This is a genomic window from Streptococcus sp. 1055, assembly GCF_013276815.1.
GTDB lineage: Bacteria > Bacillota > Bacilli > Lactobacillales > Streptococcaceae > Streptococcus > Streptococcus pseudopneumoniae.
Genome location: NZ_VMLT01000059.1, coordinates 1 through 24,878, shown reverse-complemented (window position 1 = coordinate 24,878; position 24,878 = coordinate 1). Strand labels below are relative to the sequence as shown.

24 protein-coding genes and 2 pseudogenes are annotated in these 24,878 nt (G+C 38.0%); 10 read left to right on the top strand and 16 right to left on the bottom strand.

The features are described from left to right. Positions 1 to 207: 207 nt before the first annotated feature. From HT699_RS05920 to HT699_RS05900, 5 genes and pseudogenes are all read right to left on the bottom strand, one after another. Positions 208 to 1,245, bottom strand: coding sequence for a thioredoxin domain-containing protein (locus HT699_RS05920; protein WP_054388202.1), 1,038 nt, complete (start codon positions 1,243 to 1,245; stop codon positions 208 to 210). Positions 1,246 to 1,405: 160 nt separating this feature from the next. Continuing rightward, positions 1,406 to 1,745 (bottom strand): annotated as a pseudogene (locus tag HT699_RS05915) (immunity protein). Positions 1,746 to 2,049: 304 nt separating this feature from the next. Beyond that, positions 2,050 to 2,268, bottom strand: a complete 219-nt coding sequence (locus HT699_RS05910) for a hypothetical protein (protein ID WP_000438253.1) — start codon at positions 2,266 to 2,268, stop codon at positions 2,050 to 2,052. Between the two features lie 5 nt (positions 2,269 to 2,273). Beyond that, positions 2,274 to 2,648 carry a hypothetical protein gene (locus tag HT699_RS05905; RefSeq protein WP_000877386.1) on the bottom strand — a complete coding sequence of 125 codons (375 nt, stop codon included), beginning with the start codon at positions 2,646 to 2,648 and terminating at the stop codon, positions 2,274 to 2,276. Positions 2,649 to 2,699: 51 nt separating this feature from the next. Then, the gene (locus HT699_RS05900) at positions 2,700 to 2,927 is read right to left on the bottom strand and encodes a Blp family class II bacteriocin (RefSeq protein WP_023935633.1); all 228 of its coding nucleotides are present in this window, start codon (positions 2,925 to 2,927) and stop codon (positions 2,700 to 2,702) included. Between the two features lie 267 nt (positions 2,928 to 3,194). On the opposite strand from HT699_RS05900, the gene blpA reads away from it, so the two are divergent. From blpA to blpC, 3 genes are read left to right on the top strand one after another with little or no spacing between them, the layout of a single operon-like run. Then, the gene (blpA, locus tag HT699_RS05895; RefSeq protein ID WP_054388203.1) at positions 3,195 to 5,348 is read left to right on the top strand and encodes a peptide cleavage/export ABC transporter BlpA; all 2,154 of its coding nucleotides are present in this window, start codon (positions 3,195 to 3,197) and stop codon (positions 5,346 to 5,348) included. Positions 5,349 to 5,358: 10 nt separating this feature from the next. Further along, positions 5,359 to 6,720, top strand: a complete 1,362-nt coding sequence (locus HT699_RS05890) for a bacteriocin secretion accessory protein (protein WP_166727379.1) — start codon at positions 5,359 to 5,361, stop codon at positions 6,718 to 6,720. Positions 6,721 to 6,776: 56 nt separating this feature from the next. After that, a complete protein-coding gene (gene blpC, locus HT699_RS05885) occupies positions 6,777 to 6,932 on the top strand; it encodes a quorum-sensing system pheromone BlpC (RefSeq protein WP_000358814.1) in 156 nt (51 codons plus the stop codon). A gap of 44 nt (positions 6,933 to 6,976) precedes the next feature. On the opposite strand, the gene HT699_RS05880 is transcribed toward blpC, so the two are convergent. From HT699_RS05880 to HT699_RS05870, 3 genes are read right to left on the bottom strand one after another with little or no spacing between them, the layout of a single operon-like run. Then, positions 6,977 to 8,317: a sensor histidine kinase gene (locus tag HT699_RS05880; RefSeq protein ID WP_172934170.1), complete on the bottom strand. Its 1,341-nt coding sequence runs from the start codon at positions 8,315 to 8,317 to the stop codon at positions 6,977 to 6,979. Between the two features lie 13 nt (positions 8,318 to 8,330). After that, positions 8,331 to 9,068: a response regulator transcription factor gene (locus HT699_RS05875; protein WP_001219128.1), complete on the bottom strand. Its 738-nt coding sequence runs from the start codon at positions 9,066 to 9,068 to the stop codon at positions 8,331 to 8,333. 4 nt (positions 9,069 to 9,072) lie between these two features. Then, complete coding sequence (locus HT699_RS05870) at positions 9,073 to 9,411, bottom strand: LytTR family DNA-binding domain-containing protein (RefSeq protein WP_016399207.1); 339 nt, start codon at positions 9,409 to 9,411, stop codon at positions 9,073 to 9,075. Between the two features lie 358 nt (positions 9,412 to 9,769). Between HT699_RS05870 and HT699_RS05865 the strand changes: the two genes are divergently transcribed. After that, complete coding sequence (locus tag HT699_RS05865) at positions 9,770 to 10,021, top strand: hypothetical protein (RefSeq protein WP_001130045.1); 252 nt, start codon at positions 9,770 to 9,772, stop codon at positions 10,019 to 10,021. A gap of 28 nt (positions 10,022 to 10,049) precedes the next feature. Beyond that, the gene (locus tag HT699_RS05860) at positions 10,050 to 10,373 is read left to right on the top strand and encodes a hypothetical protein (protein WP_000131861.1); all 324 of its coding nucleotides are present in this window, start codon (positions 10,050 to 10,052) and stop codon (positions 10,371 to 10,373) included. 62 nt (positions 10,374 to 10,435) lie between these two features. On the opposite strand, the gene HT699_RS05855 is transcribed toward HT699_RS05860, so the two are convergent. Together HT699_RS05855 and HT699_RS05850 are read right to left on the bottom strand one after the other, a co-directional pair. After that, positions 10,436 to 11,485, bottom strand: a complete 1,050-nt coding sequence (locus tag HT699_RS05855) for an ABC transporter permease (protein WP_172934169.1) — start codon at positions 11,483 to 11,485, stop codon at positions 10,436 to 10,438. After that, the gene (locus HT699_RS05850) at positions 11,482 to 12,213 is read right to left on the bottom strand and encodes an ABC transporter ATP-binding protein (RefSeq protein WP_000889950.1); all 732 of its coding nucleotides are present in this window, start codon (positions 12,211 to 12,213) and stop codon (positions 11,482 to 11,484) included. The genes HT699_RS05855 and HT699_RS05850 overlap by 4 nt, the downstream gene beginning before the upstream one ends. A 67-nt stretch (positions 12,214 to 12,280) precedes the next feature. On the opposite strand from HT699_RS05850, the gene HT699_RS05845 reads away from it, so the two are divergent. Both HT699_RS05845 and HT699_RS05840 read left to right on the top strand, forming a co-directional pair. After that, entirely contained in the window at positions 12,281 to 12,691 is a 411-nt protein-coding gene (locus tag HT699_RS05845) for an HIT family protein (RefSeq protein ID WP_001278321.1), read from the top strand. Positions 12,692 to 12,700: 9 nt separating this feature from the next. Further along, the gene (locus HT699_RS05840) at positions 12,701 to 12,988 is read left to right on the top strand and encodes a hypothetical protein (protein ID WP_000777749.1); all 288 of its coding nucleotides are present in this window, start codon (positions 12,701 to 12,703) and stop codon (positions 12,986 to 12,988) included. Between the two features lie 647 nt (positions 12,989 to 13,635). Here HT699_RS05840 and dnaJ read toward each other — a convergent pair. The 6 genes from dnaJ to HT699_RS05810 all read right to left on the bottom strand — a co-directional run bounded on the left by dnaJ (position 13,636) and on the right by HT699_RS05810 (position 19,905). Beyond that, positions 13,636 to 14,775, bottom strand: a complete 1,140-nt coding sequence (dnaJ, locus tag HT699_RS05835) for a molecular chaperone DnaJ (protein ID WP_014017330.1) — start codon at positions 14,773 to 14,775, stop codon at positions 13,636 to 13,638. Between the two features lie 278 nt (positions 14,776 to 15,053). Then, complete coding sequence (locus HT699_RS05830; RefSeq protein ID WP_000114360.1) at positions 15,054 to 15,455, bottom strand: hypothetical protein; 402 nt, start codon at positions 15,453 to 15,455, stop codon at positions 15,054 to 15,056. A gap of 1 nt (position 15,456) precedes the next feature. Then, positions 15,457 to 17,280, bottom strand: coding sequence for a molecular chaperone DnaK (dnaK, locus tag HT699_RS05825; RefSeq protein ID WP_000034669.1), 1,824 nt, complete (start codon positions 17,278 to 17,280; stop codon positions 15,457 to 15,459). Positions 17,281 to 17,646: 366 nt separating this feature from the next. Beyond that, positions 17,647 to 18,171 carry a nucleotide exchange factor GrpE gene (gene grpE / locus HT699_RS05820; RefSeq protein ID WP_000046032.1) on the bottom strand — a complete coding sequence of 175 codons (525 nt, stop codon included), beginning with the start codon at positions 18,169 to 18,171 and terminating at the stop codon, positions 17,647 to 17,649. Between the two features lie 26 nt (positions 18,172 to 18,197). Continuing rightward, positions 18,198 to 19,232 carry a heat-inducible transcriptional repressor HrcA gene (gene hrcA, locus HT699_RS05815; protein WP_000255739.1) on the bottom strand — a complete coding sequence of 345 codons (1,035 nt, stop codon included), beginning with the start codon at positions 19,230 to 19,232 and terminating at the stop codon, positions 18,198 to 18,200. Between the two features lie 139 nt (positions 19,233 to 19,371). Beyond that, positions 19,372 to 19,905 (bottom strand): DUF2812 domain-containing protein, encoded by a 534-nt coding sequence (locus tag HT699_RS05810; RefSeq protein ID WP_054388206.1) that lies wholly within the window; start codon positions 19,903 to 19,905, stop codon positions 19,372 to 19,374. Between the two features lie 607 nt (positions 19,906 to 20,512). Here HT699_RS05810 and HT699_RS05805 point away from each other — a divergent pair. The 3 genes and pseudogenes from HT699_RS05805 to HT699_RS05795 form a co-directional block, all read left to right on the top strand. Beyond that, complete coding sequence (locus tag HT699_RS05805; protein WP_172923208.1) at positions 20,513 to 22,846, top strand: DEAD/DEAH box helicase family protein; 2,334 nt, start codon at positions 20,513 to 20,515, stop codon at positions 22,844 to 22,846. Positions 22,847 to 22,858: 12 nt separating this feature from the next. Then, positions 22,859 to 24,322, top strand: coding sequence for a class I SAM-dependent DNA methyltransferase (locus HT699_RS05800; protein WP_016399215.1), 1,464 nt, complete (start codon positions 22,859 to 22,861; stop codon positions 24,320 to 24,322). After that, a pseudogene (locus HT699_RS05795) lies at positions 24,322 to 24,878 on the top strand (restriction endonuclease subunit S); the annotation flags it as partial. The gene HT699_RS05800 and the pseudogene HT699_RS05795, both read left to right, overlap by 1 nt.

The window sequence follows — 24,878 nt, the reverse complement described above, 5'->3', positions numbered from 1 at the left end:
ATTGCAACCTTAATAAGGTTAGTATACTACTATTTTTTAAAATTTTCCATCCAAATCACGAATGGTCATCAAAACATCTTGAATTGTAAAAAATTTAAAAAGCAAGCATGAAAAACATACTTGCCCTTTCACTCTTGTCTATAGGCAAATGTTAGCTATATGTTATTACAAACAAATAGTATCATTGCACCTGTTTACCATCTATTTTTATTTATGAATTTTTTGTTTCACTTTAATCATTACAGAAGCCATAAAAAACGCGACAGCCAGCCGAAGCAGTTGGTAACTTTCTTCCTCTCCTGTTTTCGGTAATAATTTTTCATTCGAAGTAATAGATTTGCTTACATAATCAGTCCCCTTAACATCAGTTGAAGGAGTTTTATTTTCTTGAGCAACATCAAAAATAGGTTTGAGAGTTTCCGATTGATTCTTATTGTCTAACATTGCTAAATTGCCAGATTGAGTAGTTTTAGCTTTAGAAGTTGAGTTTGTACTCTCCACTTTCCCACTATTTTCACTATTAGAATTGGGATTATCATTGGATATTTTCATTTCGGTTCTTTTTTCATCACTCATACCTTTGCTGTCACTTACAACTTTATCACTAATATTCATGCTGTCACTTCTAGTATTCTCATCACGGACACTTTCAGTTACTGTTTCCTCAGAAGATTTCACTGTCTCCGTTTGCTTAGGTGAGTTTCTCGAGTACATATAATCATACACCTGTTGTGCAGTTGCTCCGCCACCAACCCATCCAGATATCGAATGTCCATTTTTTAAATACAAAATTGTTGGTGTTCCTGGAATACCGACTTTTTTAAATAGAAACTCTCTTGCTTCCCCATCAAAATCCTTACCATCCAAATCATAATACTCTAACTTCTTTTCAATCAAGTTATTAAATTCTTTCAATTCAGGAGAAAATTGACGACAATGAGAGCAAGTTTTTCTACCAAAATAAATAGTATGTTCCAATTGATCCTCTGTAAAAGATTGACGTACAGCTTCAATATCTATCTTTTTAAAGTCCGTAACATTCTTCTCATACTCTTCTGGGGTTACAACAGAAGGTTTATGCTCCACCTTTTCCTTAGTCGATGGCAAATCTGGTGCCACAAGAGAACTATCATTCGCCTGGGTAGATGAAGTAGTAGGCTGTTCTTCTGCATATACAAGACCTGCAGTAATAGATGCAAATACAAGTGGTACAAGTAATAGCGATTTTATCTTTTGTTTCTTCATAAGAATACTCCTTTACATTTGTTAACTTTATCTTACCTTATTTAAGATTACAAATTCATATAAATCTTAAATGGTCATCGAAACATCTTGAATTGCAAAAACTTCATTATAAAAGGGTAAGTATTGCGAAAACACTTACCCCTTTATACTTTATTAAGCTCTACTTTTTATAATACTTCAAACCCCAAATGAGCAGAAGCATGATGGTTGAGCAGAGAATAGCGCCAATATAAGCGATTAGTTGTTGATAGGATTCTGCTACTGTGATACCTCTATACAAATAGATAATAGACATAAAACCTGTCAAGCCGATATACATAAGTTGATTGGTTCTAGGACTAACCAAATCATCATCTTCAAACTCTCATTTTCCTAGTGAGGTAAACAGTGACCAAAATAGAAGCCAGGTTAATAATCACTAAAAGAAATTGGATGACAATATCGATATCCGAATAGTGATAATAGCGTCGCTTATCATCGGTCACAAGGTGTTTTGACATGATTTCTTTTAGATTCAACTTTGTGAAGAGTTATTTGAAAAGCAGAGAACCAGCTTGATTGATCAGATTTCCACCATCGAAAGAAAAGTGTGATAAAGTATTGTTTTTCATAGACTTATTTGATATACTGAGCATTGGAGTGTCCTTTTGTTTTTATTTTTTGAACTTATATCATAAAGGAGAAACTCCCTTTTTTCCAGTAAAAACAGCACCCAATGGGCGAAAAGAGAAAAGCATCTAGAATCCTTGGTTTCATACCGATTCTGGATGCTTTTTTGTGTTATATATGCATAATCAGGTTTCTCTAATGTGGCCATAAAACTGAAACTGCCGCCCCACCAGCTGCACAAATTAAATAAATCTGCGGGGTTGGGAAAGGGATTGTCTGCGCACAAAGCGAAATCCCCTCAACCGCACCACCTACTCCACTTAAAAATCTGTCTGCAAGTTGTTTATCTCCAGCTGTTATCGTTGTTAGTTTTTCATCAGGTAAAATGATAAAATTATTTACTGATTGTTCCATTCTTTTCACACTTTCTTTGTTAAATTAATTTGGCTAGTAGACAAAAGATAAACTAAAGCATTAAAGACAATGAAAATATTTCCATAGAATAAGATTAGCCTCGCCTCCAAACCAAGATACAGTTTGACCATCAAAAAGATGAGCAAAAGAATTTGAAACCATAGCGTTTTTCCAAAAATAAATTTAAAGCGATTTTGAATGTCTGCTTCCTTAATTTTTACCGCCAAACCTTTATTAGCAAGAAGGAAAACTCCTGCTTCAAATAAGCCACTGTAGAGAACAAGCCATCCAATCGATACATTCGAGATTTTCAAAAATGTACCTAAAAGAATATCCAAAACACTACTCAAGAAAATAATAAGAAATAATCTGTATTTCATATAAATCACCTCCTTTTACTACTATTCTCAATCTACTATATCTCTAAAAGTTTAACTTGCTCTAAAAGCTCCCCAAGCCGCTGTACAAAACTGTGCTCCTAAAATCCCGCCGGCAAGAGTTCCCACAACTGGGATAACACTCCCCAGAGCTGCACCTCCTATTGTACAAATTCCTAATGCTTGAACAACTTCTCCAGCCCCTACTTTATCTCCACCTTCAACACGAGCAAGCATTTCATTATCCATAACAGAAAATTGTGACATCATTTTTGTATTCATGACAAATACTCCTTTTTTATTTTTAATTTTTGTCTTGTTGCAACTTTGACAAGTTTAGTATATCATTGTTTTTTAAAATTTTTCATCTAAATCTTGAATTGTCATCGAAACGTCTTAAATTAGCTTTTTTATTTAAAACCACCTCTAAAAAATTTCTAATCACTTTTTTACCATTCAGGAAGTTTCAATGACTATTCAAGATTTCATAAAATATGAACTTATTTTTATGGCATAATATACCTATCTACTATATGAAAGGAATTGCCAATGACTTCTTATAAACGTACATTTGTTCCTCAAATAGATGCTAGAGACTGCGGTGTTGCTGCCTTAGCCTCGATTGCTAAATTCTATGGTTCAGATTTTTCTCTAGCTCACTTGAGAGAACTTGCAAAGACCAATAAAGAAGGGACGACTGCTCTTGGCATTGTAAAAGCCGCTGATGAAATGGGCTTTGAAACAAGACCTGTTCAAGCAGATAAAACTCTCTTTGACATGAGTGATGTCCCCTATCCATTTATCGTTCACGTTAACAAAGAAGGAAAACTCCAACATTACTATGTTGTCTATCAAACAAAGAAAGACTATCTGGTTATTGGTGATCCTGACCCTTCTGTAAAAATCACTAAAATGTCAAAAGAACGCTTTTTCTCTGAATGGACTGGAGTAGCTATTTTTCTAGCTCCCAAACCCAGCTATCAACCCCATAAAGATAAAAAGAATGGTCTACTAAGCTTCCTTCCTCTGATTTTCAAACAAAAATCTCTCATTGCTTACATTGTTCTCTCAAGCTTATTGGTCACGATTATCAATATCGGTGGTTCTTATTATCTCCAAGGAATCTTGGATGAATACATTCCAAATCAGATGAAATCAACTTTAGGAATCATCTCAGTTGGTCTGGTTATCACCTATATCCTCCAACAAGTCATGAGCTTCTCCAGAGATTATCTCCTAACTGTTCTGAGTCAAAGATTAAGTATTGATGTAATTTTATCCTATATTCGCCATATTTTTGAACTTCCTATGTCTTTCTTTGCGACACGTCGTACAGGAGAAATCATTTCACGGTTCACAGATGCTAACTCTATTATAGATGCCTTGGCTTCTACCATTCTTTCTCTTTTTCTGGATGTTTCTATTCTGATTCTTGTAGGAGGCGTCTTACTGGCACAAAACCCTAATCTCTTCCTTCTTTCTCTTATTTCCATTCCTATATACATGTTCATCATCTTTTCTTTTATGAAGCCTTTCGAAAAAATGAACCATGATGTCATGCAAAGTAATTCTATGGTTAGCTCTGCCATTATCGAAGATATCAACGGGATTGAAACTATAAAGTCGCTCACGAGTGAAGAAAATCGCTATCAAAATATAGACAGCGAATTTGTAGATTATTTGGAAAAATCCTTTAAGCTCAGTAAGTATTCTATTTTACAAACGAGTTTAAAGCAGGGAACAAAATTAGTTCTGAATATCCTTATCCTATGGTTTGGCGCTCAATTAGTCATGTCGAGTAAAATTTCTATCGGTCAGCTGATTACCTTTAACACACTTCTTTCTTACTTTACAACTCCTATGGAAAATATTATCAACCTCCAAACCAAACTCCAATCTGCGAAGGTCGCTAATAACCGTTTGAACGAAGTCTATCTAGTCGAATCTGAATTTAAAGTTCAAGAAAACCCTGTTCATTCACATTTTTTGATGGGCGATATTGAATTTGATGACCTTTCTTATAAGTATGGTTTTGGACGAGATACCTTAACAGATATTAATCTCACGATTAAACAAGGAGATAAGGTTAGCCTAGTTGGAGTCAGTGGTTCTGGTAAAACAACTTTAGCCAAAATGATTGTCAATTTCTTTGAACCCTACAAAGGACATATTTCTATCAATCATCAGGATATTAAAAACATTGATAAAAAAGTCTTGCGCCGTCATATTAATTACCTACCCCAACAAGCCTATATCTTTAATGGCTCTATTTTGGAAAACTTAACCTTAGGTGGTAATAATATGATTAGCCAAGAAGATATTCTAAGAGCTTGTGAATTAGCTGAAATCCGTCAAGACATTGAAAGAATGCCTATGGGCTATCAAACTCAGCTCTCTGATGGAGCTGGTCTATCAGGAGGACAAAAGCAACGAATAGCCCTCGCTCGTGCTCTTTTAACTAAAGCTCCTGTTTTAATACTGGATGAAGCTACTAGCGGTCTTGATGTCTTGACTGAGAAAAAAGTTATAGATAATCTTATGTCCCTAACTGATAAAACCATTCTCTTTGTAGCCCATCGTCTCAGTATAGCCGAACGAACCAACCGTGTCATTGTTCTTGACCAGGGGAAAATCATTGAAGTTGGTAGTCACCAAGAGTTAATGCAGGCGCAAGGTTTCTACCATCATCTATTCAATAAATAAGGAGAATGTCATGAATCCTAATCTTTTTAGAAGCGTCGAGTTTTATCAGAGACGTTACCATAACTATGCGACAGTGTTAATTATACCTCTTTCATTACTGTTTACTTTCATCTTGATTTTCTCCCTTGTTGCCACAAAAGAAATTACTGTTACTTCCCAAGGAGAAATCGCCCCTACAAGTGTCATTGCATCTATTCAGTCAACAAGTGATAATCCTATCCTAGCTAATCATTTAGTGGCAAATCAAGTAGTTGAAAAAGGTGACTTACTCATCAAATACTCTGAAACAATGGAAGAAAGTCAGAAAACTGCCTTAGAAACTCAATTACAAAGACTTGAGAAGCAAAAAGAAGGACTTGGAATTTTGAAACAAAGCTTAGAAAAAGCGACTGATCTTTTTTCTGGCGAGGATGAGTTTGGCTACCATAATACCTTTAGGAATTTTACTAAACAATCCCATGATATTGAACTGGGTATCTCAAAGACTAACACTGAAGTTTCAAATCAAGCTAATCTTGCCAATAGCAGTTCATCAGCCATCGAACAAGAAATTACAAAAGTTCAACAACAAATTGGAGAATATCAAGAGCTGAGAGATGCTATCATAAATAAAAGGGCTCGCTTACCAACTGGCAATCCGCACCAGTCAATTTTGAATCGTTATCTTGTAGCCTCTCAAGGACAAACACAAGGAACTGCAGAGGAGCCATTTTTATCTCAAATTAATCAAAGTATTGCAGGTCTTGAATCATCTATCGCAAGCCTCAAAATTCAGCAAGCTGGTATCGGAAGTGTAGCAACTTATGATAATAGTTTAGCAACTAAAATTGAAGTACTCCGCACTCAGTTTTTACAGACAGCTTCTCAGCAACAACTAACCGTGGAGAATCAATTAACAGAATTAAAAGTACAGCTAGATCAAGCGACACAGCGCTTAGAAAACAATACCTTAACCGCCCCAAATAAAGGTATCATTCATCTGAACAGCGAATTTGAAGGTAAAAATAGAATTCCAACTGGTACAGAAATTGCTCAAATATTCCCTATCATCACAGATACAAGAGAAGTACTAATCACTTACTACGTATCTTCTGACTATCTACCTCTACTAGATAAAGGACAAACTGTAAGATTAAAACTGGAGAAGATTGGAAATCACGGCATTACCATCATCGGCCAACTTCAGACAATTGATCAAACTCCTACCAGAACAGAGCAAGGTAATCTCTTTAAATTAACCGCTCTTGCAAAACTATCTAATGAGGATAGTAAACTCATCCAATATGGCTTACAAGGTCGCGTCACTAGTGTAACTGCAAAGAAAACATATTTTGATTATTTCAAAGATAAAATTTTAACCCATTCTGATTAATTTTCAGATAACACTCTATAACTATTTATTATCTTATCAAAAAGGAGAATCATAACATGGATAAGAAACAAAACCTAACTTCATTTCAAGAACTAACAACTACCGAACTCAACCAAATTACAGGTGGAGGACTGTGGGAAGATATCTTATACAGCCTTAATATAATTAAGCATAACAATACGAAAGGACTTCATCATCCAATACAACTATAAAAAATAAGACCGAGTAACAAGAACTCTCGGTCTTATTTTTTTCATCATTCTGTAGGTATCATAGTAAGCACCTGACGAAAGACTTGATCTTGACAGGTAGTATTGAGACTAGCATTGGGATAACTTTCCACAAGCTTCATAACGGTATAGAGACCAACTCCTCTATCCTCCCCTTTAGAACTGGCTCCAAAGGAGACGATTTCAGAAATATCTATGCTCTCTTTTTTGATGGAGTTTTCAATGATAAAGGTCTCCTGTGCTCCATTTTTAAAAAAGGCAATTGAAACATGAGGTTGACTAGTCTCTGCACTGGCTTCAATAGCATTATCACAAAGGATAGACACAATGGTTAGAAAATCAAGTAGGCTCATCCCCTCAACCTGAATCTCCTCAGGAACTTCAACATTAAAGACAATGTTCTTTTCTCTAGCTTTTAGAAATTTCCCTGCTAGGAGACTTTTGAGGGCGCGGTCCCGAACATTCAACAATCGCCCAAGGTCATATTTATTGTCCTGCAATTTCTGACTGGAATCTTTTAAGACGGAGCCGTAGACCTCTTTTATCTGCTCCATATCCTCCTCTTCAATACCCAGACGTAAACTAGTCAAGAGGTTGGTGTAGTCATGGCGAAAACTCCGTACTTCCTTGTAAAGCTCCTCTATATGCCGACTATAGCGTTCCATATCTCTATAGCGCAAGGCCTGCTCTTGGTTCAGTCTATCATGGAGTTTGTCCTTCAAATAGGTATCCAATTTCTTGATAACCCCCATAAAAAATAGGAGGTAGAACACTAGGATGAGATGGCGAACAGTCGTTGATTGAATACCTTGCTCATATTCAAAGTAAGACAGACTTTGTATCACCAAATAGTAAGCCCCCATTATCCAGTTAATCTTAGTCAGGGACTTTTGAAAACCTGTATCGAGAATCTCCCTTCTCAAACTAGTAAAATCATAGTCCAACCATTTCAAAAAGGCTAGAGAAATGAAGAAATTGAAAATTATTATACATAACCCAGTAAATGAGTAGCCATCATATACTTGCCCTTGTCCCAAAAATGGAAGCACAAAATAGGAGACTCCTCTATAAAAGAGATTCACCAATATCATTGGAAAGAGACCATAAAAGAAAAGGAGTTTTTTAGGAAGCCCTCTTAACAATAAGAAAGACAAGCATATGCCGTACAAGGGTTCCATAAAATAAGATAGGTAAACATTTCCTACCATATAGCCAATCATTACAAAAACAAAGGCCAACAGTATCTTCAAAAGAAAGGCTTTAAAAATCCTCTCGAAAGTAAGATTAATTCCATCTACCTTAAAGAAAATGACAATTTCTAGCCCATTAGTAATGAGTGTATGCAATAATATCCAAACAATATTCATAAACTCTCCTAGTTCAGTGTAAGTTATTAATAGCCTCAGACACTTCCCTGACCTTATAACGCGCGATCAGACAACTTCCACCATTGGGAAAGAAAAGGAGTTTTTCTTTCTTATCCAAATGCACCACATTTGCAGGATTGATGAGAAAAGAGCGATGGCACTGCAAGAGACGGGGTTCCTGCTTAAAAACCTCCTCTAAACTCGCTGTAAATTCCAGCCTGTCTGTCTTGGTATAAAGAATAACACGATGGGCTCTGGGCGACGTTTCGAGATAGTAAACCTCTTTAAAAGGATACTGAAATTGGGCAAATTTTGATTTAAAGTAAAAGCAATCTTCCGCCAGACTTTTACTATCTTGACTATTGGCATAGAGGAGGGCTGTCTCGATCCGAGATTCAAACTCCTCTGCTGACAAGGCCTTATCAATATAGTCCAGAGCAGACACTTGGTAGCGAAAGGACAGGGGCATAAACTCTGAGTGAGTCGTCACAAAGACAATCAGGGCATAGGGGTCTCGATCCCGAATCTTTCTAGCCACCTCTAGACCCTTCATCTCCTCATTTCGAATCTCAATATCCAAAAAGAATAGCTGATGGCCCCCCTTCTCATGCACCTCTGCCAGCAGTTGGTCCGGCTTGCCAAATACCTCAAAAGAGCTAGGAATGATATGATGTGCTTTCAAAAGTTTCTCAATCGTCGTTTCAATCCTAGTCTGTTGGGAAAAATCATCTTCTAAAACAAATATTCTCATCTTCTTACTCTCCTTCTTTCAACCATTTTTGACGAATTTCTCTATAGCGACGTCTGGCATACTTGACAGCGTATTGACCTTCTTCTCCAAGAAAAAGGATTCTTTCTTGAAAATCAATCGATTTTACTTTATCAAGATTGACCAAACAATTTCGATGACATCTCATCAAGGTTTCCCCATATTGGTTCTCAAGATCACTTAAATTTTGAACCATATTAAAACTAGCTTCTTCTGTAACAATCTGTACGGTATGGGCTTTAGTTGGATGTGCTTGGATATAGTAGACATCGTCGATGTTTACTTTATAAACTGTTTTCTGTGTCTGAATAATCATATGTTTCATTGGATTCTCCTCCTAAGAAAAGAATAACAGAAAAAATCTAACACAAGCACACCCAATCCTAAACAGTCTTTGAAAGTTCCTAAAAGGATTATTTTTCTAAAACATCATGATGAGGTTACAACTATTTTATCATAAAATTCACTCAGCGCAATTCAAGACATTTCAAGGACAATTAAAGATTTGAAGGTGAAAAAGGAGATAAAAGTGATAGACTATGATTATAGAAAGACTATGTTTGCAACAACTTTAAAAATCATCAAAAAAGGAGGGGTGCATATGATTTATTCACATCCACCATGATTAACACCCTATAAATATACTCTATTGCAATTGACGTAAATATAACAAGGAGAAATTTATGGCCAAGTCAAATAAAACAAAACAATTAACATCAATCGAACTTTCTCATATAAATGGCGGTAGTATTCCATATGGATGGTATTCTCCGTTTCATATGATTAGCGATAATGTACTATGTAGAAATGGATATTCATATAATAAAGCTAATCTTGATAATGGTAAATGTATCATTGATTGGGGCAACATAGTTGGCAATGTTGCTAATAATATAGGTGCCTCACTAGGAGATTTACACAATCCCTTACCTTAAAACATAAATTATATAGGAGGTCACGTAAATGACAGACCCAATTAAAACTGCTCAGGCACTGATAACTGACTTAAACAAAGCCTACCAAGCATGCAGACAGGCAACCGCTGACGACGTCCGCTTTCAGGAGCAATTAAACTCTATTCTTGGTTTTCTAGCCAAGGCTGAGACAGTGGATAATCGAGTCTTGATTGAACTGGAAAAATTTTACCAGACTTCCAGTCTTCTCATGGGACTCAGCGCTCTTGATCCAGATGCTCCCACTCGCGCCGCTTGGCGGGCCTATGATCGCTTTCACTTTGACCAAGTCAAGACCAAGTTGAGTCTCTACGGGCCAACCATTATCCTGTAGCAACTAAAAAGAAGCTGAGACAAACGGAACTCAACTTCTTTTTTAATATCATATAAGCAATGTTAATCCTGCATCTGACGTTTTACCTGATAAGGTAGGTACAAGACTAGTAAAACCAAACCTGCACCCAGCAAGGCTAGAAGGGCTAGTTTTTCTTGGAAGGTAATCAACCCGACAACTAATTCCACAAGTAAAACAAAACTGGTCAATCCTCGGACTACCGCCTGCAAGCCTTTTTCCTTTTGCCCCTTGTCCAGTGGAAAGAGTTGAGTCAAATACTGGTAGTTAAAGGCATGATAGAGGGCCAGCAACTGGAAGAGCAAGAGGTAGTTAAAGAGAACTACCACTGCTGTCGCAATCCAAGCTTGCTCGATAAAGACCTGCGCCAGCAAGGAAAGTAGGAGCAGACGGAGACTGAGCGCAAAGAGATCTCCATTTCGCAAATAAGAACGAAGATAGAGATTTTGCCAAATCTTCCCAGGCACCTTCTGAACAACCTTTAGGATAAAGTCCAGATAGGCACGACGCTTGACGCTGTTTGAAATTCCCTTTACCTGCGTAAAGAGGGCAAAGAAACGAAGCAAGACTTGTTTGCGCTTGCTTTCTTGGGAAATGACATAGTCCCAGTTCAGTCCAGTTTCAGTGAAAAATTTGCTGGCCTTTTGACGAAAGAGGAAATATTTACCTAACCCAAACAAAAGCACATAGATTAGGAAGACAGGCAAGCCATAACCCATGGCTAAAAATAAGGGCGCAAATAAAAGCAAGAAAAGGGTCTGTACAAAGAGCCAAAAGACTAGGGAAATGCCAGTTTGACGCTTGAGATGGAGCTTGATTTCCTCTTCTCCAACTAAGAGAAAGAGCTTGTCTGGAGCCTCCATATAGGTGGCAATTCCACCCCAAAGCAACAGTAAAACAGAGGTAATTCCTACAAACAAAAGGATGGGCCAATGATTTTCAGGAAAATCTTGCAAGAGTTGACTGTACTGGTAGGCTAGAAAGCCCAGCAGGACAAGCAGGAACAAGACAAAGTGGTCATTGAGAACATAACGTAGATAACCAAGACACTCCTTACGAAAAGCCTGCTTTCTCTTTAAAAACAAGTCTTTCATAGGTCCTCCTCTTTGGTCAGAGCCAAGTAAATATCATTCAAACTAGCCTCAGGCATGTTAAAGGCTTCGCGCAGTTGCAGGAGATTTCCCTTAGCACGCACTTCCCCTTTGTGAAGAATGACAAAAGCATCACACATCTTTTCCGCTGAATCCAGCACGTGGGTACTCATGAGAATAGACTTGCCTTTTTGCTTTTCCACTTCCAAAAGCTGAATCAAGTCCGCAATAGCCAACGGGTCAAGACCAAGGAAAGGCTCATCCACGATGAAAAGACTTGGATCCACCACAAAAGCACAGATAATCATGACCTTCTGCTTCATCCCTTTTGAAAAATGAACAGGGAACCAGTCTAATTTCTGGTCCAGACGGAACATTTTTAACAAAGGTTCTACTCGATCAAAAGCAAGATCTTGCTCAATACCATAAGCCATGGCAACCGTTTCGATATGCTCTCTGAGGGTCAATTCCTCATACAAGCTAGGTGTCTCAGGAATGTAGCCAATTTGCTTGCGGTAACTTGTCGCATCTTCTTGCAGGGTCAGGCCATTGATATTGATGGAGCCACTATAAGGTGTCAACAGACCGATAATTTCATTGATGGTCGTCGATTTTCCAGCACCATTGAGACCAATCAAACCGACCAACTGCCCACTTTCAACAGTAAAAGACACATCTTTCAAAACAGGGACATGAACATAGCCACCTGTCAGGTTTTTAATTTCTAACATATTTTCTCCAAATCTGGTATAATGTAGCTATATTATATCAAAATTCAGTACAGTAGAGGTAGATTTTATGTCAGATTGCATTTTTTGTAAAATCATCGCAGGGGAAATTCCTGCTTCAAAAGTATATGAAGATGAGCAGGTTCTTGCCTTTCTTGATATCTCTCAAGTGACACCAGGACACACCTTGGTCGTGCCAAAAGAACACTATCGTAATCTTTTAGAAATGGATGCTACTAGCGCCAGCCAACTCTTTGCCCAAGTACCAAAAGTAGCTCAAAAAGTCATGAAAGCTACCAAGGCTACTGGTATGAATATCATTGCTAACTGTGAAGAAGTCGCAGGTCAAACCGTCTTTCATACCCATGTTCACCTCGTACCTCGCTACAGTGCGGACGATGACCTTAAGATTGATTTTATCGCCCACGAACCAGACTTTGACAAACTCGCTCAAGTCGCTGAAACCATCAAAAATGCCTAAGGAGTTGCCATGAAATTATCCAATCTATTGCTATTTGCAGGAGCTGCAGCTGGAAGTTATCTGCTCACAAAAAATCGCCAAACCATCACAGATGAAGTCTTGAATACCACTGACCGCGTTCAAGCTATCAAGGACGATGTGGATATTATCCAAAACAGCCTACAAATCATTGACCAGCAAAAAGAACTCATCAAGGAATATCAAGAAGACCTGACTTACAAGTTTAAGGTCTTGGAAAAGGATATCCAGACTAGACTAGCTGTGATTAAAGAAACACAGGAAATCGAAGATAAGTAAAAAGAGCCAGTCGGCTCTTTTTTAAAACGTAAACAAGTTATATCCCATCAACTATACATCATAATTTAGGCAACTCATACTCAATAAAAATCAAAGAGCAAACTAGAAAGCTAGGCGCAGGCTGCTCAAAACACCGTTTTNNACAGTTTTGAGGTTGTAGACAAGCCGACGCTGACGTGGTTTGAGGAGATTTTTAAAGAGTATCATTCACCATTTCACAACTAAATCGAAGATTTTCCGCCGTACTGAAAACGAGTCTGGGATAAAAGTCTAATCTTCAATATAAAAAGCGAACAAAACGAGTTATCTGACACTCAGAATTCTGTCTTGTTCGCTTTTTTATCTAATCTATCGATTTTTAAAATTTATAATAAAGAATTCCTGAAATCAAAATCTTTTTGTCTCAGACTCGTCCGGAAACTTTGAGACCTAGGCTCAAAGTTTAGGTATGGAACTTCGAAGAAGATCGCTACCGTCCGTCATTACTTAAGGAAAGTCTTAAAAAATCTATAAACAAAAAGAGCCACTCGGCTCTTTTTGTTTATACTCAATGAAAATCAAAGAGCAAACTAGGAAGCTAGCCGCAGGCTGTACTTGAGTACGGCAAGGCAACGCTGACGTGGTTTGAATTTGATTTTCGAAGAGTATTATTCTCCTTCAAAGGCATCTTTAATATGGTCAAAGAAGCCCTTTTTCTTTGGATTGACTTTTAAATCACCAGCAGCTGCAAATTCTTTCAAGGCTGCTTTTTGACGATCGTTCAAGCCTGTTGGTGTTACGACATTAACGGTAACATATTGGTCACCAACTGCACCACCACGAAGACTCGGAGCTCCTTTGCCACGTAGGCGGAATTTCTTACCAGTCTGAGTTCCCTCTGGGACAACCAATTCAACATCACCGTGAACAGTTGGAATATCTACTGTGTCACCAAGAGCTGCTTGGACAAAGTTGAGGTTGAGATTGTAGAAGATAGTAGTTCCTTCACGTTCAAACTTATCGCTGGCTTCCACAGAAACAACCACGTACAAGTCACCATAAGGTCCACCGTTAAATCCAGCTTCACCTTGACCAGCTAGGCGAATTTGTTGACCAGTTTCCACACCAGCAGGAATTTTGACATGTACGCTATGATCTTGTTTTTCATGCCCTGTTCCGTGACAGGTTGTACATGGATCTTTGATTTCTTTTCCGCGACCGTGACAGACATCACAGGTTACTTGACGACGCATCATACCAAGCGGAGTCTGCGTATCGACGTTAATGACACCAGCACCATGACAGCGTCCACAAGTGACTGGACTGGTTCCTGGCTTAGCACCTGAGCCATTACATGTACGACAGCTTGCTTCACGGTTGTATTTAACTTCTTTTTCAGCTCCAAAAATAGCTTCTTCAAAGGTCAAGTTCACACGATACTGGAGGTCATCCCCTTGGCGAGGAGCATTTGGATTGCGTGAAGCACCGCCTCCGCCGAAGAAACTTGAGAAAATGTCCTCAAAACCACCGAAGCCACCTGCCCCATTGAAACCGCCAGCTCCACCACCGAAGCCTCCAAATCCACCATTGGCGCCTGCAGCACCATATTGGTCATAGGCAGCCCGTTTTTGGTCGTCACTCAAAGTCTCATAGGCTTCTTGAACTTCCTTGTACTTTTCCTCAGCACCAGGCTCCTTATTGATATCTGGGTGATATTTTTTCGAAAGCTTACGATAAGCCTTTTTGATCTCGTCTGCCGAAGCGTTTTTTGACACCCCCAGACGATCATAAAATTCAGTATTGTTCATACAAGATACCAAGACCGTAAAATTCGACTGAAAAATAGGAAATCTGACGCTGGAGCGATGCTCCTAGACAGATTTATCTTTTTTCCGAGAATTTAGGTCGGGTTCAATTCCTTTCTGTTATATTAAGTAAGAAATTTGGGAACCCGTGTTCAATTCCCTGAACACATTTGTTCCTTTCTTTCATATTGATGAGACAAAACCCAAACAAATGATATTCCGTCCCTTTTTATCGAAAAACAGAGGCTGGGTTGCAACCTCTGCAAATAAGTAAATTAACTTTATTTTGATTTTAAATATCCTATAAGTACAGAAATATTTATATATTTTTGTCTCTTCTTAGTATTTGCTATAAAATTCCAATAGATTAGAAGGAATACACCGACAACCCAAATCATGCCCATTATAAACGATATTATAAATTCTGGTTTTTGTATGGTTGCTGATACTAGTGCTGATACTAGCGCTGACAACAATACTGAAGTAACAAAATTCCTTACCGCCTCATCATTTTTAACACAACTTTCATGCTCAGCTAAAATAATTGCTTTATACCTAGCCAAATATACTGCTGGAATATTATCTATAAAATCTTTTGCAGACTCATAACTATCAGCTTTATTACAGAAATCATTATAAACTTTTCGTGTATTTTTTAGATATTCTTCAGCCAATACACTCATCTTACTTTTCAGTAAACTCTCCGTCTACGACGTCATCGCCTGCGTTTCCTGTTGCTTGTGTGCCTTCTGCTCCTGCTTGAGCTTGTTGCGCTGCTGCTGCTTGTTCGTAGAGTTTAACAGCAAGTCCTTGAGCTTTTTCGTTCAATGCTTCAAGTTTTGCTTTCATATCGTCCAAATTGTTGTCTTCTTGAGCTTTTTTAAGGTCATCAAGGGCAGATTGGGCAGCGTCACGTTCTGCGTCGAATCCTTTGCCTTCAGTTTCCTTGATTGTCTTTTCAGTCGCAAAGATCGCTTGGTCTACTTCGTTACGAAGGTCAACTTCTTCTTTACGTTTCTTATCTGCTTCAGCGTTAGCTTCTGCATCTTTCATCATGCGGTCAATTTCTTCGTCAGTCAAACCTGAGTTAGATTGGATCACAATAGTTTGTTCTTTTTGAGTTCCAAGGTCTTTAGCTTTAACAGACACGATACCGTTCTTGTCGATGTCAAATGTTACTTCGATTTGAGGAATTCCACGAGGTGCAGCTGGGATATCGGTCAATTGGAAACGTCCAAGAGTCTTGTTATCTGCTGCCATTGGGCGTTCACCTTGAAGAACGTGGATATCAACGGCTGGTTGGTTGTCTGCTGCAGTTGAGAAGACTTGTGATTTAGATGTTGGAATTGTTGTGTTGCGGTCAATGAGTTTTGTGAAGACTCCACCCATTGTTTCAATACCAAGTGACAATGGTGTTACGTCAAGAAGGACAACGTCTTTAACGTCACCAGTGATGACACCACCTTGGATAGCAGCACCCATAGCCACAACTTCATCAGGGTTTACTGATTTGTTTGGTTCTTTACCAGTTTCAGCCTTAACAGCTTCAACAACGGCTGGGATACGAGTTGAACCACCAACAAGGATAACTTCGTCGATTTCTGACAAGCTCAAACCTGCATCTGAAAGGGCTTGACGAACTGGAACCTTTGTGCGTTCTACAAGGTCACGAGTCAAATCGTCAAATTTCGCACGAGTCAAAGTCATTTCCAAGTGAAGAGGTCCAGCCTCGCCTGCAGTGATGAATGGTAAGCTGATTTGAGTTGAAGTTACACCAGAAAGGTCTTTCTTCGCTTTTTCAGCTGCATCTTTCAAACGTTGCATTGCCATCTTGTCAGTAGACAAGTCAATACCGTTTTCTTTTTTGAATTCTGCTACCAAGTGGTCGATGATTTTTTGGTCAAAGTCATCACCACCAAGTTTGTTGTCCCCTGCAGTTGACAATACGTCGAAGACACCGTCACCCAATTCAAGGATAGAAACGTCGAATGTACCACCACCAAGGTCAAATACCAAGATTTTTTCTTCTTTATCAGTCTTGTCCAAACCGTAAGCAAGGGCTGCTGCAGTTGGTTCGTTGACAATACGTTCTACTTCAAGACCAGCAATTTTACCAGCGTCTTTTGTTGCTTGACGTTGAGCGTCGTTGAAGTAAGCAGGAACTGTGATAACTGCTTTGGTTACTTTTTCACCAAGATAGTCTTCAGCGTATCCTTTCAAGTATTGAAGAATCATAGCTGAGATTTCTTGTGGAGTGTATTCTTTTCCATTAGCAGAAACTTTTTCAGAAGTTCCCATTTTAGATTTGATAGAGATAACTGTATCTGGGTTTGTAACTGCTTGACGTTTCGCAGCGTCACCAACAATGATTTCTCCGTTTTTGAATGAGACTACAGATGGAGTTGTGCGGTTTCCTTCTGGGTTTGCGATGATTTTACTTTCAGTTCCTTCAAGAACTGCTACTGCTGAGTTTGTTGTACCTAAGTCAATACCGATAATTTTAGACATGTGTTTTTCTCCTTGTTAGTTAATTTTCTTTTTTTATATTTCCCTTAAGTGGTGGGGACGTGAGCAACTCCCTTCGGGATTTCATCACTTATTTTTGAGCCTATTGTCTCAAAAATCCCCTGTTTCAGTAGCAAAAGCTACTGAAACTTTTACCACGGCGGGAAATATCTTCCTTGCAAGCCTCCGGCTTGCCTCTTATCTTTCTTCATAGTTTATTGTCGTTTCGGACAAGTTTTCTATTATGTAAATTGCGACACGAGAAGTCGAAATCGATTTTATTTCGACGACGAGTTAATAAGGAGGCTAGGCAAACGCCATAGCGATTGCCGTTTTCTGACGAGTTGCTTTAGCTACCGTCAGAATTGCCTAGTTGTAAACAACTACCATGGCTGGGCGTAGGATGCGATCATAGAGTTTGTAGCCTTTTTGGAAAACTTGGGCGATGGTATCTGCCGGGTGTTCATCGTCTGCTGGGAGAGTTTGGATGGCCATATGGTAGTTATGGTCAAATTTACCGTCAGCTGCGATTTCTTTGATTCCTTCTTCTTTCAAAGCGTGAATCAAGCTTTCTTGCACCATCTCCAATCCTTTTTTGACATCGTCTGTCAATCCTTCAACCGCGAGTGCACGCTCAAGGTTATCCAAAGAAGGGAGAATCGCTTTTGCTAAGTCCTGGCTACGATAACGTTGCATGTTTTGACGCTCTTCATTAGCACGGCGTTGGATATTTTGCATTTCCGCATGAGCGCGAAGGTATTTGTTTTCGAACTCATCTGCACGTTCATTCGCCAAGTCCAACTCAGACTTCTCAGGAGTTGTTTCTTCAGCTGTTTCCACAACTTCCTCTTCTTGAACTTCTTCTACTTCTTCATTTTTTATATCTTGGGCCATTTTCGCCTCCTTTAATGATTTCAATCTTAATGTACTTCGTAATGATTACTGCTGAGGTAGCGGTAAAAATCTGTCAACTTCATGGTCAAAACACGGTTGACCACATTGACTTGGTTGATTAGCTGTTGGTAATCCAGATTGACTGGACCGATAATGGCTAGAATTCCAACTCCCCGATAAGGAATGAGGAACTTGCTACTAATCACAGCTAGGTCAGCTAGACAGGACTCCTGACTGTCTGCAACACGGACGTTTTGCATCTGATCTTCACGCAACCCCTCACGAATCTCCAGAGCCACCTTTTGCGGTTGATCAAAGAACTGATAGACTGCTAGATTGGCAAAATTCAAGAGATTAACCTTGCCCGCCACCACAATGTTTTCGTTGAACATTTCCTTAAAGATATGTTCAAAGAGATCGATCACATTGTCCGTTGTTGTAAAGTAACGCTGGATAATCTGCGGAATCTCCGTCCGAATCTTGTAGTGAATATCTAAAACGGTGTGACCGAGGAAACGTTCCTGAATGATGCTCTTCAGTTTCAGCAAATCTTCCTGCAAGAAGTTCCTTGGAATCAGAAACTGACTGGTAACCGTTCGCGACTCGTCTAGGGTGAATACTGCCAAGGCTGTATGTTGCCCCAAAACAACGATATCAAAGGCTGTCAAACGTTGCCTGCTCGGCTCAACATCCAGTGCCACTACCGTACAGCCACTCAGGTCTGTCAGTAGATTAGCAGCTTCTTGCAGAATATCCTCCAGTTTGAAGAATTCCTGATCAAAGGCTTTGACAATCTCATATACCTCATTTTCAGCCAGTTGATCAAAATCCAGTGAGTGTTTTACATAGTACTGAAAACCAGCAATACTTGGCATCCGACCGCTTGAAGTATGAGCCTTTTCAAGCAAACCTTGCTTTTCTAGAGCCGCCATGTCATTACGAATGGTTGCACTGCTAGAGTTAATAGACTCTTGCAAGGCTTTGGATCCGACAGGTTCGTGCGTTTTGGTAAAGATGTCAATAATCAGATTTAAAATATCCTGCTGACGCTCTGTAACCATCTCATCACTCCTCTCTGTCTGATAAATTAGCACTCGATACATTCAAGTGCTAATTTATGATTCTATTATACACCCTTAGAAGAGAATGTCAAGATAAAAATTCAAAAAATTAGCACTCTTTTATCAAGAGTGCTAAAAATCAGTCTGAAGACCTAGAACCCTGCCTTCCATCTACTCGGTATTTACTTTTTAGTCTGAAATAACCATAGATTAGATAAGAAATCATAAAGGCATATAGAGCAAAAATAACAAAGAAAGATTGCGACAGTTCTTCTCGAAACAAACTCATACAAACAACAAAACCTCCTAAGAAAGTAGCTGTACAGTAACGAAGTCTAGATCGCATAACTTCCCACCTGAGATTATTACTCATATAGACTTGATCCTCTGAAAGTATATCAGAAGCCGATTTACGAAGAATCGAACAAAAACCTGCTCCTATCAATTCCCAACCTCTATTTCTAAAATCTTGCAGTTCATGCTTATATTTTTTAAGAAATCTAGAATCATAGATACGGTAGATGACATCGTCTGGTTGACATTGGTCAAGATAGAACAAACCAAAACGAACCGTTCTATATCTCCAACCTTTCAAATGCATCTCATGCAAATACTCTTCTTCCTTGTCCAAATCAACAATGGTGAAAATCCGAAATTCTACTCTGCTATTCATTGTCTTACCCCAAAATTAGAAAACATGCCTAGCGTTATTTATTAGATAATTCTTTCCACTTTTGAAACAATCTCCAAAAAATATAAGAAATCTGAATCGCATGGACTATCAATAAAACCCAATCTATTATGAAAATCAAAAACACTTTCCAACTGAAAGAACTACCTCCAGTGACAAACTTTGAGAAAAACGGTAGTAGAGCTAAAAAGAGAAGTAAAATAGGAAGCATCCGCATTGTTAAAATCCGTTTGGCATAAAAAAATCTTTATTTAAACGAAAATATTATAGCAAAATTTACGCCAGTTTTTGAACGACTGATGTAGATATTTTTTACTTTCAAAATGTTTAAATGTGATTATTTATTTTTGAAAAATAGCTCACCAGCCCGACTGAAAGTGCTTATAGAATGATAATAAGTCGCCTGCCGAAAACAGCGGAAAATAGCGGTGTTATGCGGAGATAATCTGACGCGATGCGAAAATATATTGCATACTTATTTTCAACAATTTAGCAGAGTATTTTTATAAGTGTGATATAATAGAAGTATAATTTGTTCTGATAGTTTATTTTATGGAGAAGTAGATTTTTAGAATGCGGAGGGTTCAATATGGTTGAGTTTATAAAGTCTAAGAAAGAAATGAGTGAGGAGGATATTAAAGCAAATTTCATCACTCCTGCTATTGTAGCCAAAGGATGGAAAAATGGTGAGCATATCGCTTACGAAGAATACTTCACTGATGGTCGAATTGAAGTTAGAGGAGATAAGGCTCGTCGTAAAGAAGGAAAAAAATCAGACTATTCACTGTATTACCAATTTGGAACTCGAATTGCAATTGTTGAGGCAAAGGATAATAAACACAGCGTTCGAGCAGGATTACAACAAGCTATTGAATATGGAGAGATTTTAGATGTTCCATTTGTTTATTCTTCGAATGGTGATGGCTTTATTGAACACGACCGTATCACGAGAGAAGAACGTGAGCTGGAGTTAGACGAATTCCCTACTCGTGAAGAATTATTTTCTCGTATGACGAAGGAAAAAGGATTGACGTACGAGATTACAGAAGCTATCTCAACTCCATACTATATAGATGCCTTCTCAATGAAAACGCCACGCTATTATCAGCAAATAGCTATCAACCGTACTATTGAAACAGTTGCCAGAGGACAAAAACGAGTAATGTTTGTGATGGCAACAGGAACGGGGAAAACGTTCATGGCTTTTCAAATTATTCATCGCCTTCGAAAAGCTGGTTTGGCTAAACGAGTTTTATTCTTAGCAGATAGAAACATCTTAGTAGACCAAACGATGGCTGAAGACTTTAGGCCATTCGAAAAGGTAATGACGAAAATTACACCAAAACTTTTGACTGCTCCTGAAAAATTAAATTCTTTTGAAATTTATCTAGGGCTTTATCAGCAACTAACTGGTGAAGATGGAACTGAAACACATTATCAAAAATTTGACAAAGACTTCTTTGATTTAATCGTAATTGATGAAGCGCACCGTGGTTCAGCTAAGGAAGACAGTAACTGGCGTAAGGTGATTAATTATTTCAGTTCTGCGACACAGATTGGGATGACCGCTACTCCTAAAGAAACCAAGAATGCTTCCAATACGGAATACTTTGGTGAGCCAATCTATACTTATAGTTTAAAACAGGGAATCGAGGATGGTTTTTTGGCTCCATATCGTGTTATGAGGGTTAATTTAGATGTGGATGTGGATGGTTATCGTCCAGAAACTGGAAAAGTTGATACTAACGGACAATTAATAGAAGATAGGTACTACGGCAGGAAAGATTTTGACAAAACCATTGTCATTGATGATAGAACGCAAAGAGTTGCCAAGTTTGTTTCTGATTATATGAAGCAAAGCAATGCACGATTTGATAAAACAATTGTTTTTTGTGTTGATATTGACCATGCCGAGCGAATGCGTGCTGCACTTGTAAAAGAGAATCTAGACTTAGTCCAAGAAGACTATCGTTATGTCATGCAAGTAACTGGTGACAACGCTGAAGGAAAAGCTCAACTGGATAACTTTATGGATGTCAATTCTAATTTTCCCGCTATTGTAACAACGTCTAAATTATTAACGACAGGAGTTAATGCTAAAACATGTCGTTTGATTGTTTTAGACTCTAATATCCAATCCATGACTGAATTTAAACAAATTATTGGTCGTGGCACACGTCTTTATCCTCAAAAGGGGAAAGAATTTTTTACGATTATTGATTTTCGAAATGTTACCAATTTGTTTGCTGACCCTGATTTTGATGGTGAACCAGTGAAGGTTCTGGAAACGGGCGCAAAAACAAACAATGGTACTACACCTGGTTTTGTAAACGAAGGTGGTGACCCAGTAGAAAAATATATCGTTACAGACAAGCAGGTTACCATTCTTAATTCTACTGTTCAAGTATTGGATGAAAACGGGAAACTGATTACCGAAAGCCTGACCGACTACACTCGGAAGAATATCTTAGGTAGCTACGCCACTTTGAACGATTTTATCACAGTTTGGCATACGGCGGATAAAAAGAAGCTTATCTTAGACGAACTTTATAAAAAAGGAGTTTATCTAGATGCTATTCGAGAGTCGGAGGGAATATCAGAACAAGAAATCGATGATTTTGATTTACTCCTAAAACTTGCCTATGGTCAAAAAGAATTAACCAAAACGGAACGTATCAATAAACTCAAACAAAGCGGATATTTATATAAATATAGTGAGGAAGCGCGTGCTGTTTTGGAAATTTTACTGGACAAATACATGGATAAAGGTATTGGAGAACTCGAAAGCATTGAAACATTAAAACTTCCAGAATTTCAGATATATGGTGGAACCTTCAAAATCATCAATACTTATTTTGGAGATAAAAAACGATATTTACAAGCAATTAAAGAATTGGAGAAAGAGCTATTTACAGTAGCTTAATGAAAGGAAAGTATGTCAATTACATCATTTGTAAAAAGAATTCAAGATATCACTCGAAACGATGCTGGTGTTAATGGTGATGCTCAACGTATTGAGCAAATGTCTTGGTTATTATTCTTAAAAATTTATGATAGCCGTGAAATGGTTTGGGAATTAGAAGAAGACGAGTATGAGTCAATTATCCCAGAGGAATTAAAATGGCGAAATTGGGCTCATGCTCAAAATGGGGAACGGGTATTGACAGGCGATGAATTACTTGATTTTGTCAATAACAAGTTATTCAAAGAGTTGAAAGAGCTTGAAATAACTTCAAATATGCCTATTCGAAAAACGATTGTTAAATCAGCTTTTGAAGATGCGAACAACTATATGAAAAATGGCGTCTTGTTACGCCAAGTCATCAATGTTATTGATGAAGTTGATTTCAACAGCCCTGAAGATCGTCATTCGTTTAATGATATTTACGAAAAAATTCTTAAAGATATTCAAAATGCTGGGAACTCAGGAGAATTTTATACGCCACGTGCAGCGACTGATTTTATTGCCGAAGTTCTTGACCCAAAACTTGGAGAATCAATGGCAGACCTTGCTTGCGGAACAGGAGGCTTCTTGACTTCGACTCTGAACCGTTTAAGTAGTCAACGTAAAACTAGTGAAGATACAAAAAAATATAATACAGCTGTTTTTGGTATTGAAAAGAAAGCATTTCCTCATCTTTTAGCAGTTACAAATCTGTTTCTTCACGAAATTGATGACCCTAAAATTGTTCATGGAAATACTTTGGAGAAAAATGTTCGTGAATATACGGATGATGAAAAATTTGACATTATTATGATGAATCCACCTTTTGGAGGGTCAGAATTAGAAACAATAAAAAATAACTTTCCAGCAGAATTACGGAGTTCTGAAACGGCTGATTTATTTATGGCTGTCATTATGTATCGTTTGAAAGAAAATGGTCGTGTTGGAGTTATTTTACCTGATGGTTTTCTATTTGGTGAAGGTGTAAAAACTCGCTTGAAACAAAAACTGGTAGATGAGTTCAACTTGCATACGATTATTAGGTTGCCTCATAGTGTCTTTGCACCGTATACAGGAATCCATACGAACATTCTTTTCTTTGATAAAACAAAGAAAACAGAAGAAACTTGGTTTTATCGTTTAGATATGCCAGATGGTTATAAAAATTTCTCTAAAACTAAGCCGATGAAGTCAGAACACTTCAATCCTGTTCGTGACTGGTGGGAAAATCGTGAAGAGATTCTGGAAGGTAAGTTCTACAAATCTAAATCATTTACACCTAGTGAATTGGCTGAGTTGAATTATAATTTAGACCAGTGTGGTTTTCCAAAAGAGGAAGAGGAAATCTTAAATCCCTTTGAGTTGATTCAGAATTATCAAGCGGAAAGAGCGGCTTTAAATCATAAAATTGATAATGTATTAGCTGATATTTTGCAGTTGTTGGAGGATAAATAATGACACCAGAACAACTTAAAGCAAGTATCCTTCAAAGAGCGATGGAAGGGAAATTAGTGCCGCAAAATCCCAATGACGAACCTGCAAGTGAATTGTTAAAGAGAATTAAAGCTGAAAAAGAAAAACTTATCAGTGAAGGAAAAATCAAACGAGATAAAAAGGAAACCGAGATATTTCGTGGTGATGATGGGAAACATTATGGGAAGTTTGCTGATGGAAGTACTCAAGAAATTGATGTTCCTTATGATATTCCTGATACTTGGGAGTGGGTGAGGTTTTCTACATTGGTTGAAATTATCAGAGGTGGCTCTCCACGACCAATCAAAGATTATCTTACTTCTGAAGTAGATGGAATAAATTGGATAAAAATAGGTGATACTGAAAAGGGTGAAAAGTATATAAATAATGTTAAAGAAAAAATCAAAAAATCAGGGCTTAACAAAACTAGATTTGTAAAAAAAGGTACATTTTTGTTAACTAATTCTATGAGTTTTGGTAGACCTTATATTTTGAATGTTGATGGTGCAATACACGATGGATGGTTGGCTATTTCGAA

What these genes read in the sequence shown, in the direction of transcription:
- dnaJ (WP_014017330.1), bottom strand. Translation starts at nt 14,775, where the DNA reads ATGAACAATACTGAATTTTATGATCGTCTGGGGGTGTCAAAAAACGCT.
- HT699_RS05805 (WP_172923208.1), top strand. Translation starts at nt 20,513, where the DNA reads ATGGTTGAGTTTATAAAGTCTAAGAAAGAAATGAGTGAGGAGGATATT.
- HT699_RS05870 (WP_016399207.1), bottom strand. Translation starts at nt 9,411, where the DNA reads ATGAAACATATGATTATTCAGACACAGAAAACAGTTTATAAAGTAAAC.
- dnaK (WP_000034669.1), bottom strand. Translation starts at nt 17,280, where the DNA reads ATGTCTAAAATTATCGGTATTGACTTAGGTACAACAAACTCAGCAGTA.
- grpE (WP_000046032.1), bottom strand. Translation starts at nt 18,171, where the DNA reads ATGGCCCAAGATATAAAAAATGAAGAAGTAGAAGAAGTTCAAGAAGAG.
- HT699_RS05860 (WP_000131861.1), top strand. Translation starts at nt 10,050, where the DNA reads ATGACAGACCCAATTAAAACTGCTCAGGCACTGATAACTGACTTAAAC.
- hrcA (WP_000255739.1), bottom strand. Translation starts at nt 19,232, where the DNA reads ATGGTTACAGAGCGTCAGCAGGATATTTTAAATCTGATTATTGACATC.
- HT699_RS05890 (WP_166727379.1), top strand. Translation starts at nt 5,359, where the DNA reads ATGAATCCTAATCTTTTTAGAAGCGTCGAGTTTTATCAGAGACGTTAC.
- HT699_RS05830 (WP_000114360.1), bottom strand. Translation starts at nt 15,455, where the DNA reads ATGAGTGTATTGGCTGAAGAATATCTAAAAAATACACGAAAAGTTTAT.
- HT699_RS05845 (WP_001278321.1), top strand. Translation starts at nt 12,281, where the DNA reads ATGTCAGATTGCATTTTTTGTAAAATCATCGCAGGGGAAATTCCTGCT.
- HT699_RS05905 (WP_000877386.1), bottom strand. Translation starts at nt 2,648, where the DNA reads ATGAAATACAGATTATTTCTTATTATTTTCTTGAGTAGTGTTTTGGAT.
- HT699_RS05910 (WP_000438253.1), bottom strand. Translation starts at nt 2,268, where the DNA reads ATGGAACAATCAGTAAATAATTTTATCATTTTACCTGATGAAAAACTA.
- blpC (WP_000358814.1), top strand. Translation starts at nt 6,777, where the DNA reads ATGGATAAGAAACAAAACCTAACTTCATTTCAAGAACTAACAACTACC.
- HT699_RS05840 (WP_000777749.1), top strand. Translation starts at nt 12,701, where the DNA reads ATGAAATTATCCAATCTATTGCTATTTGCAGGAGCTGCAGCTGGAAGT.
- HT699_RS05850 (WP_000889950.1), bottom strand. Translation starts at nt 12,213, where the DNA reads ATGTTAGAAATTAAAAACCTGACAGGTGGCTATGTTCATGTCCCTGTT.
- HT699_RS05810 (WP_054388206.1), bottom strand. Translation starts at nt 19,905, where the DNA reads ATGAATAGCAGAGTAGAATTTCGGATTTTCACCATTGTTGATTTGGAC.
- HT699_RS05855 (WP_172934169.1), bottom strand. Translation starts at nt 11,485, where the DNA reads ATGAAAGACTTGTTTTTAAAGAGAAAGCAGGCTTTTCGTAAGGAGTGT.
- HT699_RS05900 (WP_023935633.1), bottom strand. Translation starts at nt 2,927, where the DNA reads ATGAATACAAAAATGATGTCACAATTTTCTGTTATGGATAATGAAATG.
- HT699_RS05875 (WP_001219128.1), bottom strand. Translation starts at nt 9,068, where the DNA reads ATGAGAATATTTGTTTTAGAAGATGATTTTTCCCAACAGACTAGGATT.
- blpA (WP_054388203.1), top strand. Translation starts at nt 3,195, where the DNA reads ATGACTTCTTATAAACGTACATTTGTTCCTCAAATAGATGCTAGAGAC.
- HT699_RS05800 (WP_016399215.1), top strand. Translation starts at nt 22,859, where the DNA reads ATGTCAATTACATCATTTGTAAAAAGAATTCAAGATATCACTCGAAAC.
- HT699_RS05880 (WP_172934170.1), bottom strand. Translation starts at nt 8,317, where the DNA reads ATGAATATTGTTTGGATATTATTGCATACACTCATTACTAATGGGCTA.
- HT699_RS05920 (WP_054388202.1), bottom strand. Translation starts at nt 1,245, where the DNA reads ATGAAGAAACAAAAGATAAAATCGCTATTACTTGTACCACTTGTATTT.
- HT699_RS05865 (WP_001130045.1), top strand. Translation starts at nt 9,770, where the DNA reads ATGGCCAAGTCAAATAAAACAAAACAATTAACATCAATCGAACTTTCT.